Below are 18,490 nucleotides of genomic sequence, written 5' to 3'. Positions count from 1 at the left end.
ACGCTTATAGTTTTGGAATTAACAACAGACAATCATTTAATCTGAAAACAAACTATGGCACTACCTAAAGATCCCAGGCAGAAGATGATCAATATCATGTACTTGGTCTTGACGGCCATGCTTGCATTGAACGTTTCTGCTGAGATATTGAACGCATTTAATATAGTAAACAACTCAATCGTTACGTCGAATAAGTCGATTACCGACAAGAATGATAACACTTACCTCACCTTCGAAGATCAGATGAAATCTGATCCGGGAAAAGTAGGTCCACTGAAGGCAAAAGCTGAAGAAGTAAAAAAACTTTCTGAGGCAATGTATGTATATCTCGATACGTTAAAGAACACGATCATCAGAGAATCAGGTGGACTGGACGAGTACGGTGATATCAAATCTAAATCTGACCTGGACGCTCCGACACGCGTCATGGAAAATCGCAAACAAGGACCTGAACTGGAAAAACGTCTGAAAGAACTGCGCGAGCAACTGCTTACTTACGTTGATCCTAAGGATAAAGCTGCTTTTGACAAATCCTTACCACTGAGAATAGTTGTAGGTGAGTCTCACGGCGGCCACGGACCTAAAAAGAAAGACTGGACCAGCTATCACTTCGAAATGGTGCCAACTATCGCAGCTGTTACCATTTTGAGTAAGTTCCAGAACGACGTTAAAAACTCTGAGTCACTGATCATCGATGATCTGTTGAACCAGATTAGCAAAAACATCATTCGCTTTGACAAGATCAGACCACTGGTTTCCCTGAATTCCAAAAATCTGATGGAAGGTCAAACACTGACAGCTCAGATCGCAGTAGGTGCATACAGCAGCACTGTGAATCCAGAAATCGTGGTAAATGGTCAAAACATTACTGCGGTAGACGGTTTGGGTACTTATACTATGCCAGTTTCCGGTATCGGTGAAAAAACTATCTCTGGTACTGTAACTATCAAGAAACCAGATGGCACAGCTGAGACCCTGCCTTTCAATGAGCCTTATAGCGTAGGTGCTTCTACTACTTCTATCTCTGCCGATAAGATGAACGTACTGTACATTGGTTTATCAAACCCAATCTCAGTATCTGCAGGTGGTGTACCAGGTGAAGCAATCAGCGCAAGCATCTCTGCTGGTTCTATGACGAAGAAAGCTACTGGTGAATACGCTGTAATCGTAAGCTCTCCAGGTAAAGCAGTGATCTCCGTAAGTGCCAATATTGATGGTAAACAAAAGACTTTAGGTTCTAAAGAATTCCGTATCAAATACATCCCTGACCCAGTGCTGAAAGTTGGTCTGAGCAAAGGCCCATCTATGAAAGCTGCTGAGTTCAAAGTACAGGGCGGTCTGCGTGCTGATCTGGAAGACTTCGTATTCGACGGTGTAAAATACGATGTAGTTAGCTACCGTATCGGTATCCAACCTCGTTCCGGCGATTATGTTGAAGGTGAGGCAAATTCCGCTTACTTCCCTAGCTCTGTAATGGGTGCTATCCGTAGCCTGAGACCAGGCGACCAGGTTTACTTCGATAACGTTCGTGTAAAGGGTCCGGATGGTAAAGTAAGAGATATGAGCAATATCAATTTCAAGATAAACTAATATATTTTCTATGCGAGCAGTCATCCTTAACAAAATTGGTTGGTGTTCCCTTATGCTGGTGATCCTGCTGGCATCTCAGGCTGATGCACAACGTCGGGGAGGCAGTACACGTCGTAAACCGACGACTCCTGATGCAGCAGCTACTCAAGATGCCAGTGTTGTAAATCCTGCTACAGGTAACAGCGTTGCGCCGCCACCGCCCCCTCCACCACCCCCGGGAACTTCACTGCGCCCTGATGGTCTGAGTATGCCGGTAGATACACCGCGCAAGTCACAGCGTATCGATGGTATCTCTGAAAAGAACTTCATCAAAGACCGTACGCCTATTATCTACGATCACATTCGCTCAGATGACGAATTCTGGGAAAAAAAGATCTGGCAGGTGATAGATACCCGCGAAAAGATGAACCTTCCTTTTCAGTACAATGTTGAGGATGAAAATGGTACAAGCCAACTGTTCATTAATATCCTGCTCGATGCTATCAAGAGCAAGCAGGTAGAAGCCTTCAGTCCTATCGACGACAGGTTTACTACTCCTATTGCTTACGGTGAAATCCAGAATAAACTGAGCGGCGAAGAAAAAACCATCCGTAGTATCGACCCTGTAACAGGTGAAGAGAAGATGGTAACTACCCGTGATGAATTCGATCCCCGTACTGTAGTTCAGTACAAGATCAAAGAAATCTGGGTATTCGACAAAGAAGCGTCCCAGCTGAAAGTTCGTATCCTCGGTATCGCTCCAATGGTATCCCGTATGAACGAAGATGGTTCCTTCCGTGCAGCTATTCCGCTGTTCTGGGTATATTATCCTGATATGCGTCCTATCCTGGCTAAATACGATGTATACAACCAGAATAACGATGCGGCTACTATGAGTTGGGAAGATCTGTTTGAAATGCGCTTCTTCACCAGCTACGTTACCAAAGAAAACAATACTTATAACCGCGAGATTAAAGACTACATCAAAGACGGTACTATGAGATTGTTAGAAGGTCAGTCTATCAAGGATAAAATCTTCAACAAAGAACAGGATATGTGGCAGTATTAATAACTGCTCGCAGATAAAGATTAAACGAAAAAAGGGATCGCAATCCGCGATCCCTTTTTTTATTCTTTTGGATGAAAATAATTATAGATCAATTTCGCTTTCGCTGCCCCTACTTCCTTCACCAGGTCATCCTCCGTAAGTAACTTAATTTTTGCCACTGACCTGAACGTTTTTAACAACTGGGTCGCTGTATTCTCCCCTATTCCCTTTATACCTTCCAATTCATTTTTAAACGTTCCTTTACTTCGCTTATTCCTGTGGAATGTAATACCAAATCTATGCACCTCATCACGCACTCTTCTGATCAGTTTCAGGCTTTCGCTGTCATAGGGCAATTTGATACTATCCTTATCCCCCGGAAAGAAAATCTCTTCTTCATTTTTAGCCAACCCCACCACAGTCATACTTCCCACCAGGTCCAATGCCCTGATGCTTTCCATAGCTGCCCCCAATTGTCCCTTTCCACCATCTATGATTACCAGCTGTGGCAACGACTGCTGCTCTGCCAATAAACGGCTGTAACGACGAAATACTACTTCCTTCATCGAAGCAAAGTCATTGATCCCTTCTACCGTTTTCACATTAAAATGACGATAGTCTTTTTTGGATGCTACTCCATCTTTAAATACTACGCATGCAGATACCGGATACGCACCCTGAAAATTCGAGTTATCGAAACATTCAATATGCGTTGGTAAATCTACCAGTTCAAGATCAGCCTGCAGCTGGTACAGCACTTTCTTCTTCTCCATATCACTCTTACCTTCCAGGTGCAGGATCTTTTTTCGATGCAATTCTTCCCTGAAGTAATCTACATTCTTCTCAGAGAGTTCCAGTAGTTTCTTCTTATCCCCTCCTTTCGGTACCGTGACTACTACATGCTCTTCCGGATACTCTATTTCAATCGGCACGATGATCTCCCTGGTCATACTCTTGAATGCATCCCGCAGGTAGCTGACTGCATATGCCAGTACTTCATCATTCTCTTCTTCCAGCTTTTTCTCCAGTGTAACCGTTTTTGTATCTGATATTGTTCCGTTCAGCACCCGCAGGTAATTCACATATGCATGGTTCCCTTCACTGATAATAGAGAAGACATCTACATTGCCCACCTTTGTATTCACAATGGTAGACTTGGATTGATAATCCTGTAGCTTTTCAATCTTCTTTCTCATGATCTCCGCTTTCTCAAATTCCATGTTCATGGCATACTCCTGCATCTGCCCGCGGAACAGCTGTAAGATAGGAGACAGGTTGCCTTTCAGGATATTCTTTACCTGCGACAATCCTTCCCTGTAATCTTCCTCCGTCTGCAAGCCTTCACAAGGTCCTTTACAGTTGCCCAGGTGATATTCAAGACATACTTTGTATTTGCCCTTCGCAATATTCTGTGGAGAAAGGTTCAGTGTACAGGTACGCAAAGGAATATTGTACCTGATTACTTCCATCAGTTCTTTTACTCTCCATACGGAGGTATAGGGGCCCAGGTACTCCGACCCGTCCCTGACCACATTCCGGGTTAATAACACCCTTGGAAAGGCCTCATGTTTGATTACGAGGTAAGGATACGTTTTATCGTCCTTGAGGTTGATGTTGAACTTGGGCTGGAACTGCTTAATCAATGAGTTTTCCAGCAGAAAGGCATCCTGTTCGGAGCCTACAATGGTAAACTCAATATGATGGATATGTTCGACCAGTTTCCTGGTCTTATAGTTATCGTGATTCTTTACAAAATAAGAGCTCACCCGTTTCCGCAGGCTTTTCGCTTTTCCTACGTACAGGAGCTCGCCGCCTTCGTTATAGTATTTGTAAATACCGGGTTGAAGGGGAATCGTATGTGATATCTGTGAAAACTCCGTTGCTGTCATCTGATCAATAAAGTCATTAAAGGTGCATCATTGCAATCTTTACATCCAGTTCTTTTTCGGGCAGGAAAGCGATATGTTGTCTTGTCGTGATCCGGATGTGATGATTGTGCTGATACTCGAGGTTTTGTTCGTATTCATAAACGAGGTTGCGTACATGCCTGTTCAGCTGTACGGCAGTAATATGTTGTGCATTGTCTAACTCGAGAATGATTTCCTGCGGAAGGGTCGCATCATCCTTTGCCTTGTACATCAGGGAACGCTTACCGGTGAACTGATCTGCCAACAGAATGGTATCGTAGGCGCCCTGCAAACTCGGTTTGTGGAGGTCTACATCCATAAAGGGTGCGAGCATATTATGCAGTTGCAGGGAATCGGGGGCGGCAATAGTGACACTGTCATGCTTTGTATTCAGTGAAACTGTTTTGAATAACCCGGGTTTTTGTTGTTCCAGTCCGTTGAGTTCATCCTGGAAGTAGCCTTTCAGATCCCTGTATCCGCTGCCGATTGGCGGAGGGGTGGAGGAGCCGGTTTTGCAGGAGGTAAAGAGTATAGTGCCAGTCAGTAATGTCCAGAAAAATTTCATGCAGCAAAGGTAGCGAAGTATAAGGAATTGAAATGAACAGCAAACTGAACTGCTGCTACAGTTGGGAGTAAAAAATAATGCGCCGTGAAGACGGCGCATCTGATGCATGAGCAAATCTGTCGAGAGCACTAAAAACGTAAAACGGTTTACCTAATGGAATAGTTACAGCCAATGCCGAAAAATAAAAAGGCCGTTCTGTATACCACAGAACGGCCTTTTCGGTATTGTCAGTGCATCTGTTAAACCAGGACATTACCACTCATTTCCTTAGGGATTGGTAATCCCATCAGGGTCAGGATGGTAGGAGCTACGTCACCCAGTTTACCAGGTTTTACTGCTCCTTTGAAATCATTGCTGATGATGAAGTAAGGTACCAGGTTCAGGGTGTGAGCGGTATTAGGAGTGCCATCGCTGTTTACCATGTAATCAGCATTTCCGTGGTCAGCTGTCAGGAATACGGTGTAACCGTTAGCCAGGGCAGCAGTAACTACCTTGCTTACGCAGGTATCTACGGTTTCAACTGCTTTGATAGCGGCTTCCCAAACACCTGTATGACCCACCATGTCAGCATTAGCGAAGTTGAGGCAGATGAAGTCAGCTGATTTCTTGTCTATTTCAGCAACGATAGTATCGGTTACTTCGAATGCACTCATTTCGGGTTGCAGGTCGTAAGTAGCTACTTTGGGAGAAGCTACAATCAGGCGGCGTTCTCCTTTGAATTCTTTTTCGCGGCCACCGGAGAAGAAGAAAGATACGTGCGGGTATTTTTCAGTTTCTGCGATACGGATCTGGGTACGGTCGTTTTGTTCCAGCACTTCGCCAAGGGTATTGACCAGGTTATCGTTTTCGAAGATCACGTGCACGCCTTTGTATGTTTTATCATACTCGGTCATGGTGGTGTAGAACAGGTTCAGTGGTTTCATACCGAAATCAGGGAAAGCCTGTTGTGTAAGTACCTGGGTGATTTCGCGACAACGGTCTGTACGGAAGTTGAAGCAGAGAACGGCGTCGCCTTCCTGGATGGTGGTAACTGGGTTACCAGCAGCATCAGTGATGACCACCGGCTTGATAAATTCGTCAGTTACACCTGCTTCGTAAGAAGCTTTTACGGCTGCCAGTACATCGGTAGCAGGGGTACCTGTACCATTTACCAGGGCGTCGTAAGCAAGTTTTACGCGTTCCCAGCGTTTATCGCGGTCCATAGCGTAATAGCGGCCGGTGATGCTGGCTACCTGACCGGTAGTTTGTGCCAGGTGAGGCAGCAGGTCAGCGAAGTAGCCCAGGCCACCTTTAGGATCTGTATCGCGGCCATCGGTGAAGGCGTGGATATATACTTTGGTCAGACCTTTTTCCTTAGCGATCTGGGTCAGGGCTTTCAGGTGGGTAATATGAGAGTGCACACCACCGTCGCTCACCAGGCCAATAAGGTGAAGGGCTTTATCGTTGTCTTTAGCGTAGTTGTAAGTTTCCTGCAGCACAGGGTTAGCTGCCAGCTCTCCGGTGCGGATAGCTACATTGATACGCTGGAGTTCCTGGTATACAATGCGGCCTGCGCCGAGGTTGAGGTGACCTACCTCTGAGTTACCCATCTGTCCATCCGGTAAGCCTACCTGTTCGCCACAAGTTACGAGTGTACTATGTGGGTACTTTGAATAAAGACTGCTCACGAAAGGTGTCTTGGCATTTGCTATTGCGTCAGCGGAAGGAACCTGTCCTTGTCCCCATCCATCCATGATAACGAGCATGGCTTTTTTCTTTTCCATATATCCGGTTGAGATTTTAAAGCAGTAAGGTCGTAAAGTTAACAAGCATACTTCAATTCCAATAGTAATTTGATCATTTGATAACAAAATTCATATCAGCCTCTGTTTGAAATTAGATGTCACAACATGCACTTAAGTTTTATTCTAATTTTATATATTTTTAAATTTGCATTAATTACCAATTGGATGATACAACGATAATTGTATTTTCCGCGTCAACCCGCAATTTGGCATAGTTTTAGCCCATTTCACACTGATGATGAAAACTTTACTATCTAATAAAATACTGGCAATGAAAAAGATAATGTACGTGCTGGGAGTGGTGCTGTTAGCAGGCATTGTCACTGCATTTACAATGTCAGCGTCGGCTTTGAACCCGGCTGCTGCAGGACCTTTTGAAGATGTAGTCAGCTCCATCAAATCGGGCGACGTTAGTTCTCTCTCCCGCTATCTTGATAATACTGTTGAAATCAACATCTCAGGTAAATCCAGCTCTTATAGCAAGTCTCAGGCTGAAATTATATTGAAAGACTTTTTTTCGAAGAATCAGGTAAAGTCCTTCGAACTGATTCACCAGGGCGAAGGTGGTGGTGGATCCCGCTTCGGTATCGGTAATATGGGTACCTCCGGCGGTTCTTATCGTACCTCCTTTTTCTTACAAAAAAAGGGAGGCTCAATGGTACTCAATGAGCTTCGTTTTGAAAACAAGTAGTGATTGTTAAGATTGATATTGTTTAGTCCGGAGCACATCTCCGGACTTTTTTTGTTTGAAAACGTGAGTTAAAATTCGCTTACTTTCGTTGTCTCAAAGCAATAGTATGTTACAGGAACCAGCATTAACAAACCTTATTCGCAGCGCACTGGCAGAAGATATCGGAGACGGAGACCACTCTACCCTGGCTTGTATACCGGCAACTGCCAAAGGTGGCGCCAGGTTGAAGATCAAAGAAAACGGCATTTTAGCAGGAATGGAAGTAGCAGCTACCATTTTTCGCCTGCTGGATCCGGAAACCGTGTTTACTCCCCTGAAGAAAGATGGTGAAGCCATGACTGCCGGCGAAACAGCCTTTGAAGTACATGCTTCTGTACATACCCTGCTCATGGCCGAAAGACTGGTGCTGAACTGCATGCAGCGCATGAGCGGCATTGCAACGCTCACCAGTCAATATGTTCAGCGCCTGACTGGCTACCATACCAAACTGCTCGATACCCGTAAAACGACACCTAACTTCCGCCTGTTGGAAAAAGAAGCGGTTAGAATAGGTGGCGGTGTCAATCACAGAATGGGATTATATGATATGGTGATGCTGAAAGATAATCATATTGATTTTGCAGGTGGTATCACTGCCGCTGTGAACAGAACAGTCGCTTACCTGGAAGAAAACGGATTACCCTTACAAATAGAAGTGGAAACCCGTAATCTCGATGATGTAAAAGAAGCACTGACTGTTGGAAAGATACATCGCATTATGCTGGACAATTTTACGCCGGCACAATTGCATGAGGCATTATTACTGATAGACGGGAAATATGAAACAGAGGCTTCAGGAGGCATTAACCTGGATACGATCGAAGCGTACGCAAAGACGGGAGTCGACTACGTATCAGCAGGAGCTGTCATTCACCATGCGGTAAGTCTTGACCTGAGTCTGAAAGCTATTTAAAACAGAAATATCCCTAGCGTTGAGAAAGATATTATTTATCATCAACCGGAAAGCCGGTACAGACAGAGAGAAGCGGTTAGAAGGAGTGATCCGGCGATACCTGACACCTAAGGCCTTTCAAGTAGAAATCAAACACCTGGAATACCTGGGGCATGGTGCCGACCTCTCGCGCGAGGCAGTCTCCCAGGGTGTGGATACAGTCGTGGCAGTAGGTGGAGATGGCTCCATCAATGAAATTGCACAGGGACTGGTAGGTACAGATACAGCACTCGCTGTGATTCCGCTGGGCAGTGGTAATGGTTTAGCCAGGGCACTGAAGATTCCGCTGAAGGTACCTTTGGCACTGGAACTGATCGCTAATGGAAAACGCAAGCCCATTGACATAGGATATGCTAACGAACACCTGTTCCTGAGCAATGCCGGCGTTGGCTTCGATGCCCTTATCGCCGACCAGTTCAGAAATACGAAGAAGAGAGGATTATGGGGCTATGCCAAGCTGGTGATCAGCAGTTTCAACAAATACAAAGGACCTTCTTATAAAATCGATATTGACGGGCAGCAACTGGAGCAGAGAGCATTTATGTTCACAGTTGCCAATGGCAACCAGTTTGGATATGAGTTCAAGCTCGCACCAAATGCAAGTGTCTTTGATGGCAACCTGGACGTTTGTGTGGTACCACCCATGCCATTCTTTGGATTAGTGCCATTAGGTTTCTTTTCATTGATGGGTAATATTGACAAGACCAGTTACATGAACCATTACATGGGTAAACAAATCCTGGTCAAAAGTCCGGAACTGGCCCATTTACAGGTAGATGGCGATGCAGTGCCACTGACCAGCCAGGGGCAGGTACTCTTCAGGGTAGAACCCGCTTCCCTGCAGGTGATTGTAGCATAATTTAAAACTAGTATTATGTCTAAAAAGAGAAATAACAGCGGCGGGATCGTTTATTCCACAGATCCCAATTTTACACTGGGTAATAATGATGATGACCAGTCAGCAATAAATACCCTCCCTCCTGCTCAGCAGCAGTTGCGTGTAAAGCTGGATACGAAGCAGCGTGCAGGTAAAGTTGTAACGTTGGTAGATGGCTTTGTAGGCAAAGACGAAGACCTGGAAAAACTGGGCAAAGACCTCAAAACAAAATGCGGTACCGGTGGCAGTGCAAAAGATGGCCAGATCCTGATCCAGGGAGATTACAAAGAGAAAGTAATCAAATGGCTGCAGGACTGGGGGTATAAGGCCAAATAACTTAGGGTAGCTGTCAGCAGCCGTTACTTTCCTTTTAATAATAGAAAATAAGTTATAAACAATTAATAATTAAAATTATATGTTTCGCAGTTGCAATTTTTAATTTGATAAATTAACAAAATTTTCACAATTTAGTTCTACCCTTTATCAACCAAAATCTTGTTTTCATCTGGCTTTTTGATGAACTGCTATGAAACAACAACCAACTACCCTCCCGGCAGTAAACAAGATATTAAAACGGATTACGTGACCCCGTCGTCCAACCTATATTCCTAAAATATGACTGCGGCACGTAATCCGTATCATTTTTAAGTGTTCGCTACAATCAAAACCGAACAAATATTACTTAGGAAAAATAAATTCGATCTCCCCGAATCCGAGTGCTAAAATATTTCCTGCTTTTTCAAGACATAATTTGCCATCTGGCAGTACATCTCTGATAATACCTTCGAAAATCTCCCCATCCTTACGATACAAGCCAGGCTTGTTCATACGTACCAGTTTGCTCTTATATTCTTCCAGCAGCTCATTATAATGTGCAGGATGTAACTGCTCAAATCTCTTGTGCAGAAACGTACACAGATCTTTTGCTAACTCTACTGAATCCCACGTTTTCCCGGTAATTTGTTTGAGTGACACGGGATTTGGCAAATGTGACGGAAAAGCGGCCTGGTTGATGTTGAGCCCGATACCTGTTATGGCATATTGCCATGTATTGCCACGCAGTACATTTTCGATTAAAATGCCCCCTGCCTTTCTGTCACGCCAATAAATATCATTGCTCCACTTAATACCTGTCTCATCACCTGCATATTTTGTAAAGAAATCTGCTGCACCAAGCGCTACTGCCACACTCAGCATAAACTGCCTGGAAAGTGGTAGCATATTGGGTTGTAGCGCTATCGTCAAGGCAATATTTTCTCCTTTGGCTGATGACCATTGCTTTCCGCGCTGTCCTTTTCCGGCGGTCTGTTCCATTGCAAACCAGGCTGTACCGGGTGTCACCGTGCCTGTATTTACCTGCTCCATGGCATAGTTATTGGTGCTGTCTACTGAATCTAAGATATAGAAAGGCTGTCCTGTCATTGGGAAAAACTGATTGAATTATTTTGGAAAGGCAAAGTAACTCATTTTATCTTTTCCTTAACAGTCATCAAACAGCTCACTCTAAACCGCCGAAAGCCATAGCAAGTCCGTGGTTCTTAAGCATTAACACCCGGTAAACGGTCAATCATCCCCTGGTGGTACATTCGTTTTATTCCGGCGTTATTTCAGGCTTGTTTAGTAATTTTGACAATTAAAGTTTATTTTTAACCAAAAGAGATTTTATTGGCACCCTTAACCGTTCTGAGTACGAGAAAGAAAGCGCTTGCGCGCCTGAGTAGAGAAAGCGAGATTTTTTCCACCATCATCAAGGCCATCCAGGAAAAAAAGGGAGAAAACATAGTTTCCCTGGATCTGCGCCAGATTCCTGAAGCTGTGGCTGATTTCTTTGTTATATGTGAGGCTAACTCCAACACCCAGGTGCGGGCTATTGCTGATTTCGTGGAAGATCAGGTGCAAAAGCATACTGGAGAAACCCCTTACAAGCATGAGGGCTTTACCGCACAACAATGGATTCTTGTAGATTATGTGAATGTTGTGGTGCATGTATTCCAACCGGAAACCAGGCAATTTTACGGCCTGGAAGATATGTGGAGTGATGCCGAACGAATGGAGCATAATGAGACTAACTAATAACTTTTAACTATTACCCGACATCCGTAAAGGAGCGAAAGATTATGGAAAGAGGCAACAACTTCAACAAGGGGTCAGACAAATCGCCGAAAAAAGGACCAAAGTTCAATATATACTGGGTCTATGCCTTTATAGGTATTGCCCTGCTGGCAATGAACTGGTTTCCCTTCAACCCACCGCCCAGGGATATAAGCTGGCAGGAATTCCAGCTTGACTATCTGAAACCAGGTGATGTAGATAAACTGGTGGTTGTAAATAAGAAATCAGTAGAGGTTTACATAAAGAGAGACCGTCTTAATGAGCCTAAATTCGACAAAGTATCCAAGGGCAACCTGGGTCGTGTAAATCCAGGTCCTCATTATCGCTTTACTATTGGTAGTGAAGAAAGCTTCAAGGCAGATATGGATAAGGCACAGGCCAATACCCCACTGGAAGACCAGGTGAAGGTCACCTATGAAGACAGACAGGGTTGGTTTGAACCATTCATTCAATTACTGTTACCATTGGTACTGCTCATCGGTCTCTGGATACTGCTGATGCGTAAAATGGGCGGACCTGCCGGTGGCAGTGGCGGCCCAGGCGGCATCTTCAATATCGGAAAGTCCAAAGCAACCCTCTTCGACAAGGGTACCCGCGTAAACATCACCTTCAGTGATGTAGCCGGTCTCGATGAAGCGAAGGTGGAAGTAATGGAAATAGTAGACTTCCTGAAGAATCCGAAAAAATACACCTCCCTCGGTGGTAAAATACCAAAGGGTGCACTGCTGGTAGGCCCTCCGGGCACCGGTAAAACCCTGCTGGCCAAAGCAATGGCCGGCGAAGCACAGGTACCATTCTTCTCTATGTCCGGTTCCGACTTCGTAGAACTGTTCGTAGGTGTGGGTGCCAGCCGTGTACGTGACCTGTTCAAACAGGCGCGTGAAAAAGCACCATGTATCATCTTCATCGATGAAATTGATGCGATCGGTCGTGCAAGAGGTAAAAACGTAATGATGAGCAACGATGAGCGTGAAAACACCCTCAACCAGCTGCTGGTAGAAATGGATGGTTTCGGTACCGACAGTGGTATCATTATCCTTGCTGCCACTAACCGTCCGGATGTACTGGATAGTGCGCTGCTGCGTCCAGGTCGTTTTGATCGTCAGATCTCTATCGACAAGCCGGATCTGGCTGGTCGTGAAGCCATCTTCGATGTGCATCTGAAACCAATCAAGACTTCTCCAAACCTCGATATCAAGAAACTGGCTTCCATGACTCCGGGTTTTGCCGGCGCCGATATTGCCAACGTATGTAACGAAGCAGCCCTGATCGCTGCACGTAAAGGCAAAACGGAAGTAGAAATGGATGACTTCAACGATGCCGTTGACAGGGTAATCGGTGGTCTGGAAAAGAAAAACAAGATCATCTCTCCTGAAGAGAAAGAGATCATCGCATTCCATGAAGCTGGTCACGCTATTTGTGGCTGGTACCTGGAGCATGCTAATCCACTGGTGAAAGTAACCATCGTTCCCCGGGGTGTGGCTGCCCTTGGATATGCACAGTACCTACCGAAAGAACAATACCTTTATAACACCGAACAGCTGATGGACGATATTTGTATGACCCTGGGTGGCCGTGCAGTAGAAGACATCGTATTCGGTAAAGTATCCACCGGTGCCCAGAATGACCTGCAGGTAATCACCCGTATGGCCTATGCGATGGTAACCGTGTATGGTATGAACGATAAAGTGGGTAACGTATCCTTCTATGATCCAAACAGTGATCAGTCTTTCACCAAGCCTTACTCTGAAGAGACGGCAAAAATGATTGACGAAGAAGTACGTCTCCTGATCGAAAAAGCTTACCAGCGTACTAAGAACCTGCTGACCGAAAAGATCGAAAATGTAAGAGTGCTTGCAGGCGAGTTGTTGAAAAAAGAAGTATTGTATCAGGCAGACCTGGAAAGACTGATTGGTAAACGTCCTTACGATGTGCACAAGGAGCATGTAGCAAACCACGAAGGTATGACTACTGACGGCGTACATCCTACTGACCTGATCAATCCTTCTCCAGCTGCTGCTAATGCGTAAGTTGATATGAAAGTATCTCCTGCCAAGGAAAATATTCTCAAAAGAGTAAGAAATGCATTAAGCCAGTCGGTGCAGTTGCCCTTCCCTAACTCGGAGGGCAACAACTCCGTCTTCGTGAAGGAACACGAAGGGCTGGAAATGAAATTTGCAGAAGAATTTGCCCGCTTGCAGGGCAAATTCGTTTTTTGTACCAGTAAGGCCGAACTGCTGGAAAACCTGCAGGCACTGGCCTCCACCCGGGAATGGTCGGATATTATCTGCCAGACTCCTACCCTGGTCAAAGACCTGCAACTTAGTCAGCTTTCTGGCCTGAACAAAGGTGATATGCACTCCGCAAATGCAGCCATCACTGACTGCGAAATGCTGGTAGCCCGTACAGGTACCATCGTACTGAGTGCAGCACAGTCTTCAGGAAGAGCGTTGCCGGTATATACACCAGTTCACCTGGTAGTGGCTTATACCCATCAGCTGGTGTTCGACCTGAAAGATGCCATCGCAAGAATGAAGGAGAAATACCAGGGAGACCTCCCCTCCTCTATTCACTTTGCCTCTGGGCCAAGCCGCACGGCAGATATTGAGAAAACATTGGTAGTAGGTATACATGGTCCGAAAGAAGTGTATGTATTCCTGGTAGATGAATAAGTCAATTATCAGTTAACAATATTCGTACAGCGCGTGACCTCGTCATGCGCTGTTCTTTTAAATAATCAAGCAAGTGACACGGTTACTGTTTTTTATTTCCATTATCGTCATGTGCGCCTCCTGTGGCAGTGGAGGAAGTGGTAACTTTAAGGATTCTACCACCACCCTCGTCATTACTGATACCTGTGCCGTTATTTTCCATCCTGCAGGCGATAAGCTGACCTACCTGAAAAATACGTTCAGTAAGAACTCCTTTGCTGCCATGGAGCAATCCAACAATGCTGCCCTGGTAGCAGACAGTGCTTACCTCGCTAAACTGGGTGTAAAGATTGTCAGTACCTCCAGGCTAAAACTGAAGTTTCACAAGAAGAACGGCGAAGATGTAGACATTAACCTCATGCATGAAAAATATGCCTGGGAGATCTTCCTGTTCGACAGCTACAATGATCCGGTAAAGGCTGATATTACAGATATCGAAACCGCTGTACAGGAAGCCGGTATCAGGTAATCACAATTTTTCTTCATCTTTGCAGGCGCAATTAAAAGGCTCATGCATCATCATATTCAACTTCCAGCTGGCAAACGTGTTTATTTCGCTTCAGATTTTCACCTGGGTGCGCCAGATATGGTACGCAGCAGGGATAGGGAGCGAAAGATCGTAGCATGGCTGAATGAGGTATCCAAAGATGCAGCACATATCTTCCTCGTAGGCGACATTTTCGATTTCTGGTTTGAGTATAAGGAGGTAATTCCCAAAGGCTATACCCGCTTATTGGGTAAGCTGGCAGAGCTGCGTGACAGGGGCATTGGCATCTCTGTATTCATCGGTAATCATGATATGTGGATGAATGGCTATTTCGAAGATGAACTGGATATCCCGGTATATTACGAACCACAGACTTACGATATTGCAGGTAAGCAATTTTACATCGGTCATGGAGATGGTTTAGGTCCCGGAGATCATGGTTATAAGATGCTGAAAAAAGTGTTTCGTAATCCTGTATGCCGCTGGCTGTTTTCTCTTATTCATCCATCATGGGGAATTGGACTTGCCAACTACTTCAGTCGTAAGAGCCGTGCGGCTACCGGCGGAGAACATGACGAAAAATTTCTGGGAGAAGAAAATGAGTGGCTGGCTGTGTACAGCAAAGACATTTTAAAAACGACCCACTACGACTACCTTATATTCGGTCATCGCCACCTGCCTTTAGACCTGGAGGTAGGACCTGACAGTCACTATATCAACCTGGGCGACTGGCTGCGTTACTTTACGTATGCAGAGTTCGATGGCAAAACTACTACCCTGAAATACGCTAATCAAGAATCTCGTGCAAAATAGGCGGAGAATTCATTTCCTGGAAGTCAGGCATATGTAGCTTGAAAAAGTCCAGGTAAGCATATAGTAACCGCCTTCTTTTATCTTTATTCATCACCACCTCACCCAACTGCTCCCATGCCTGGCATTGGAACAGGCGATCTGTGATTTCGCTATTCGCTGCATCCAGGTAGTTGTTATGATGTGGGGGCAGGTCAGTAAATGAACCTTCCTGCAGGTCGAGAAACGGGGCATATTCCGAGTAACGCCCATTCAGGCGAAAACCTAGTTGTTCCGCCAGTTTCAATGTAAAATACAAAGGTATATTTGCTGCAATACCCAATGGCGCCTGATCCAGTGCCGCCAGTGCTGTTTCTGTAAAATAATAAAGCTCCAGTTGTTGCTCCGGTTGTTTCAGGCTTTTTTGTAATAATTCTATGAGATAGAGGGCAACCGTATTCTTTACTATATTGAAGTGCAGAGAGGTATAGATGTACCCCAGCTTAAACTCAGAGATCCGCTGAATAGTTTTCTGCTCATAATGGTACACTACGAGTTCCAGTATATTCCCGGGCTGAAACAGGTTACCTTTGGCTGTTGGCTTCGAAGACCGGACACCATTGACCATGTATGACTGGATACCGAACAGTTCTGTGAAAATAGTGACGATGGCGCTGGTTTCGCCATACTTGACCGTTCTGAGGACTATACCACGTGTTTTGTGTAACATTACACCACAAAAATAGGCTAATTAATAAACACTATCTTTGTTACAAGATGTTCTCCCATAGTCGCATTAGCAGCAAATACCAGGTAGACCCCCGTTTGAGGTCTGTGTCCTGTATAATCTACCCCGTTCCATAATGCAAGTCCTCCTTTACTCCTCGTTTGATATACCACTCTGCCGCTTATATCAGTAATCTTCACCAATGTATTCTCAGCTAAACCATTGATGGCAATATTGCCGCTATAGTCATGTGGTACTGGGTTGGGAAATACCAGTACGGAATCTTTACTCATTTTTTTCCCTTCGGTGGCGGTACCCCTGTACGACATCAGGCCCTGATCGGTGGCAAAGTACACCTCTCCTGTAGTAGGGTTGATGGAGATACTGTAGATGCGGTTGCCGGGTAAAGGGCTATTGTCAGCAGTAAAATTTTCTACGATGCTGGTGCCGTCTTCGCTCACCAGCCATACACCGTTGTGCGTACCTACCCATTTACGGTTAGCGCCATCTACGGCGATGGCAGTCACCTGCTCATCCTGGAAAAGGTAACCGGCAAAATTGTCCTGCTGAATAATTGGCCAGACGGCATCACAGGTGCTACAGCCAATTACGCCGATACCTGTACCTGTTCCTACCCAGAAACTGCCATTCTTATCCTTTGCCATACAGTACACATCGTTGGATGGCAGGTTGCCCTGTCCACTCCCCTGCCTGAATTGTTTCCATTCAGAAGTTAGGGTATTGTATACAAAGAGGCCGTTGCTTTGCGGAGATACGATCCAAATCAGCCCGGCATCATCAGCTATCAGTTGGCTGATGGCGTTGCCACTTTGTGCATATGTACTACGGAAGGAGAGGTAGGTGCCATCCGGTTTTTTGCATACCAGGTTGTAGGTGGCGCCATAGACCGCTATCCAGAGATTACCGGAGGCATCGTTGGTGAGGCCGCTGATTTTTTGCCCCTGCAGGGCATAGGTACGGGTACCATTTGCAGCGATATGGATCAATCCACCCCCAAAGGAGCCGGCGTACATGCCATCTCCTGTCGGATCTGGGGCCATGGTAATAATGTCGTGAAGGTTATCGGTGTATTGCTGCCATTCGCCGTTATTATAGGTATAATAAACGCCCATGTTGTTATTGGCAGTCCAGTTGTCGGATACTCCGCCAGCAGGGGCATACAATGTATTGTTGTAAAACAGTAACTGCCCTGTGAGTATGCTGGCAGGGCCATTAAGGCGGATGGCAGAAAATTCCTGCCCATCGTATTGCAGCAACCCGGAAAGGGAGTCTGCCACCCAGGTATACTGGTTATCTCCGGTTGTTTGGCGGATCGCTTTTAATAAGGCATTTTGAATGGGGAGGCCAGCACTTCCATCTTTTCCTATATACACGATACTGGTATCATTGGAAACAGTGAGGTAGTCACCCTGTACGGCGATATTGGTAGCGCCTGAATAGTAAGGCGTCCATTCGTTGTTATTAAAAACATACAATTCCTGACCCTGCTGACAAATCAACTGGCCATTAAAGGAAACGATATTGTTGACTGTATCAGTCAACTGTCCCATCGAAGACCAGTTTCTATAATCGGCGGGGTTACTGCCAGTGAGGGGGGCCGTCTTCACTCCTGCTGCCGTAGCGGCATACAGTTGATTGTGCTGAATTGTAAACCCATATACAGTACCAATGGCATATGTCGCCGCAATTTCAGGTACTGTTGTATTTACCACCACTACCCCTAGGCCAGTACACAGGTAGGCATTGGTTCCGCCTGTATAAATGCGGTAAATCGTCTTATCCTCAGCGGTTTGTTTGCGTAGCAGGTCAGGCAGGTTATAGCTGTTGCTTCCCCTTAGGAAGTCGAGGTTGCTGTTGCGGTAGGCAATCAGTATCCCATTCTCATTGCCGGCGATGGTGCGGATGCCTATATCATGAAGGCCATTGACTTTACTATACCAGGTAATGTCCTGTTCAGCGCCTGTAGTCAGGGAAAACAACCCGGAACTGGTAGCGCAATAGACCTTGTCCCCTTGTTGGGCTACAGCGATAGCTGGCAGGGAGGGCAGCCATGACTGCCATTGTCCTATAAGGGTTTGTGCTGCTAACAGCAGCGGGCCGAGGCACAAAAGATACAGGGAGAGCAGGAACCGGTACATGCATCAAAAATAGTTATATGTTGTTACTTTATGACAATTACTGTGATATAGGCTAAGTGGCCCTTTTTTTTAG

The 18,490-nt window shown here is 45.5% G+C and carries 17 protein-coding genes; 11 read left to right on the top strand and 6 right to left on the bottom strand.

Going from position 1 to position 18,490, the window contains the following annotated elements; all coding sequences use genetic code 11:
• The first annotated feature begins 54 nt into the window (after positions 1-54).
• Together gldM and gldN are read left to right on the top strand one after the other, a co-directional pair.
• A complete protein-coding gene (gldM, locus tag ABDW16_RS00310; RefSeq protein WP_343667114.1) occupies positions 55-1,590 on the top strand; it encodes a gliding motility protein GldM in 1,536 nt (511 codons plus the stop codon).
• Positions 1,591-1,600: 10 nt separating this feature from the next.
• On the top strand, positions 1,601-2,638 hold the full coding sequence (gene gldN, locus ABDW16_RS00305) for a gliding motility protein GldN (protein ID WP_343667113.1): 1,038 nt from the start codon (positions 1,601-1,603) through the stop codon (positions 2,636-2,638).
• Positions 2,639-2,697: 59 nt separating this feature from the next.
• Here gldN and uvrC read toward each other — a convergent pair whose 3' ends face one another.
• The 3 genes from uvrC to gpmI form a co-directional block, all read right to left on the bottom strand.
• Positions 2,698-4,506: an excinuclease ABC subunit UvrC gene (gene uvrC, locus ABDW16_RS00300; RefSeq protein ID WP_343667112.1), complete on the bottom strand. Its 1,809-nt coding sequence runs from the start codon at positions 4,504-4,506 to the stop codon at positions 2,698-2,700.
• A gap of 16 nt (positions 4,507-4,522) precedes the next feature.
• Entirely contained in the window at positions 4,523-5,089 is a 567-nt protein-coding gene (locus ABDW16_RS00295) for a hypothetical protein (protein WP_343667111.1), read from the bottom strand.
• 239 nt (positions 5,090-5,328) lie between these two features.
• Positions 5,329-6,852, bottom strand: coding sequence for a 2,3-bisphosphoglycerate-independent phosphoglycerate mutase (gene gpmI / locus ABDW16_RS00290; protein ID WP_343667110.1), 1,524 nt, complete (start codon positions 6,850-6,852; stop codon positions 5,329-5,331).
• A 292-nt stretch (positions 6,853-7,144) separates the two neighbouring features.
• On the opposite strand from gpmI, the gene ABDW16_RS00285 reads away from it, so the two are divergent.
• The 4 genes from ABDW16_RS00285 (at position 7,145) to ABDW16_RS00270 (ending at position 9,768) form a co-directional block, all read left to right on the top strand.
• Positions 7,145-7,564, top strand: coding sequence for a DUF4783 domain-containing protein (locus ABDW16_RS00285; protein WP_343667109.1), 420 nt, complete (start codon positions 7,145-7,147; stop codon positions 7,562-7,564).
• Between the two features lie 106 nt (positions 7,565-7,670).
• Positions 7,671-8,516 carry a carboxylating nicotinate-nucleotide diphosphorylase gene (gene nadC, locus ABDW16_RS00280; RefSeq protein ID WP_343667108.1) on the top strand — a complete coding sequence of 282 codons (846 nt, stop codon included), beginning with the start codon at positions 7,671-7,673 and terminating at the stop codon, positions 8,514-8,516.
• Between the two features lie 19 nt (positions 8,517-8,535).
• Positions 8,536-9,414, top strand: coding sequence for a diacylglycerol kinase family protein (locus ABDW16_RS00275; RefSeq protein WP_343667107.1), 879 nt, complete (start codon positions 8,536-8,538; stop codon positions 9,412-9,414).
• Between the two features lie 15 nt (positions 9,415-9,429).
• On the top strand, positions 9,430-9,768 hold the full coding sequence (locus ABDW16_RS00270; protein WP_343667106.1) for a translation initiation factor: 339 nt from the start codon (positions 9,430-9,432) through the stop codon (positions 9,766-9,768).
• 342 nt (positions 9,769-10,110) lie between these two features.
• Here ABDW16_RS00270 and ABDW16_RS00265 read toward each other — a convergent pair whose 3' ends face one another.
• Complete coding sequence (locus tag ABDW16_RS00265) at positions 10,111-10,854, bottom strand: biotin--[acetyl-CoA-carboxylase] ligase (RefSeq protein WP_343667105.1); 744 nt, start codon at positions 10,852-10,854, stop codon at positions 10,111-10,113.
• Positions 10,855-11,097: 243 nt separating this feature from the next.
• Between ABDW16_RS00265 and rsfS the strand changes: the two genes are divergently transcribed.
• The 5 genes from rsfS (at position 11,098) to ABDW16_RS00240 (ending at position 15,555) form a co-directional block, all read left to right on the top strand.
• Positions 11,098-11,505, top strand: a complete 408-nt coding sequence (gene rsfS / locus ABDW16_RS00260) for a ribosome silencing factor (RefSeq protein WP_343667104.1) — start codon at positions 11,098-11,100, stop codon at positions 11,503-11,505.
• Between the two features lie 44 nt (positions 11,506-11,549).
• Positions 11,550-13,574, top strand: a complete 2,025-nt coding sequence (gene ftsH, locus ABDW16_RS00255; protein ID WP_343667103.1) for an ATP-dependent zinc metalloprotease FtsH — start codon at positions 11,550-11,552, stop codon at positions 13,572-13,574.
• A gap of 6 nt (positions 13,575-13,580) precedes the next feature.
• Positions 13,581-14,216, top strand: a complete 636-nt coding sequence (locus ABDW16_RS00250) for an LUD domain-containing protein (protein WP_343667102.1) — start codon at positions 13,581-13,583, stop codon at positions 14,214-14,216.
• Between the two features lie 73 nt (positions 14,217-14,289).
• On the top strand, positions 14,290-14,724 hold the full coding sequence (locus tag ABDW16_RS00245) for a hypothetical protein (protein ID WP_343667101.1): 435 nt from the start codon (positions 14,290-14,292) through the stop codon (positions 14,722-14,724).
• A gap of 42 nt (positions 14,725-14,766) precedes the next feature.
• Entirely contained in the window at positions 14,767-15,555 is a 789-nt protein-coding gene (locus ABDW16_RS00240; RefSeq protein ID WP_343667100.1) for a UDP-2,3-diacylglucosamine diphosphatase, read from the top strand.
• Here ABDW16_RS00240 and recO read toward each other — a convergent pair.
• Both recO and ABDW16_RS00230 read right to left on the bottom strand, forming a co-directional pair.
• Complete coding sequence (gene recO / locus ABDW16_RS00235) at positions 15,530-16,261, bottom strand: DNA repair protein RecO (protein WP_343667099.1); 732 nt, start codon at positions 16,259-16,261, stop codon at positions 15,530-15,532. The genes ABDW16_RS00240 and recO overlap by 26 nt on opposite strands.
• A gap of 17 nt (positions 16,262-16,278) precedes the next feature.
• A complete protein-coding gene (locus tag ABDW16_RS00230; RefSeq protein ID WP_343667098.1) occupies positions 16,279-18,417 on the bottom strand; it encodes a two-component regulator propeller domain-containing protein in 2,139 nt (712 codons plus the stop codon).
• Positions 18,418-18,490: the final 73 nt, after the last annotated feature.

Source organism: Chitinophaga sp., assembly GCF_039596135.1.
Classification (GTDB): Bacteria; Bacteroidota; Bacteroidia; order Chitinophagales; family Chitinophagaceae; genus Chitinophaga.
The sequence above is the reverse complement of the archived record's forward strand: the minus strand, read 5'-3'. Positions and strand labels throughout refer to the sequence as shown.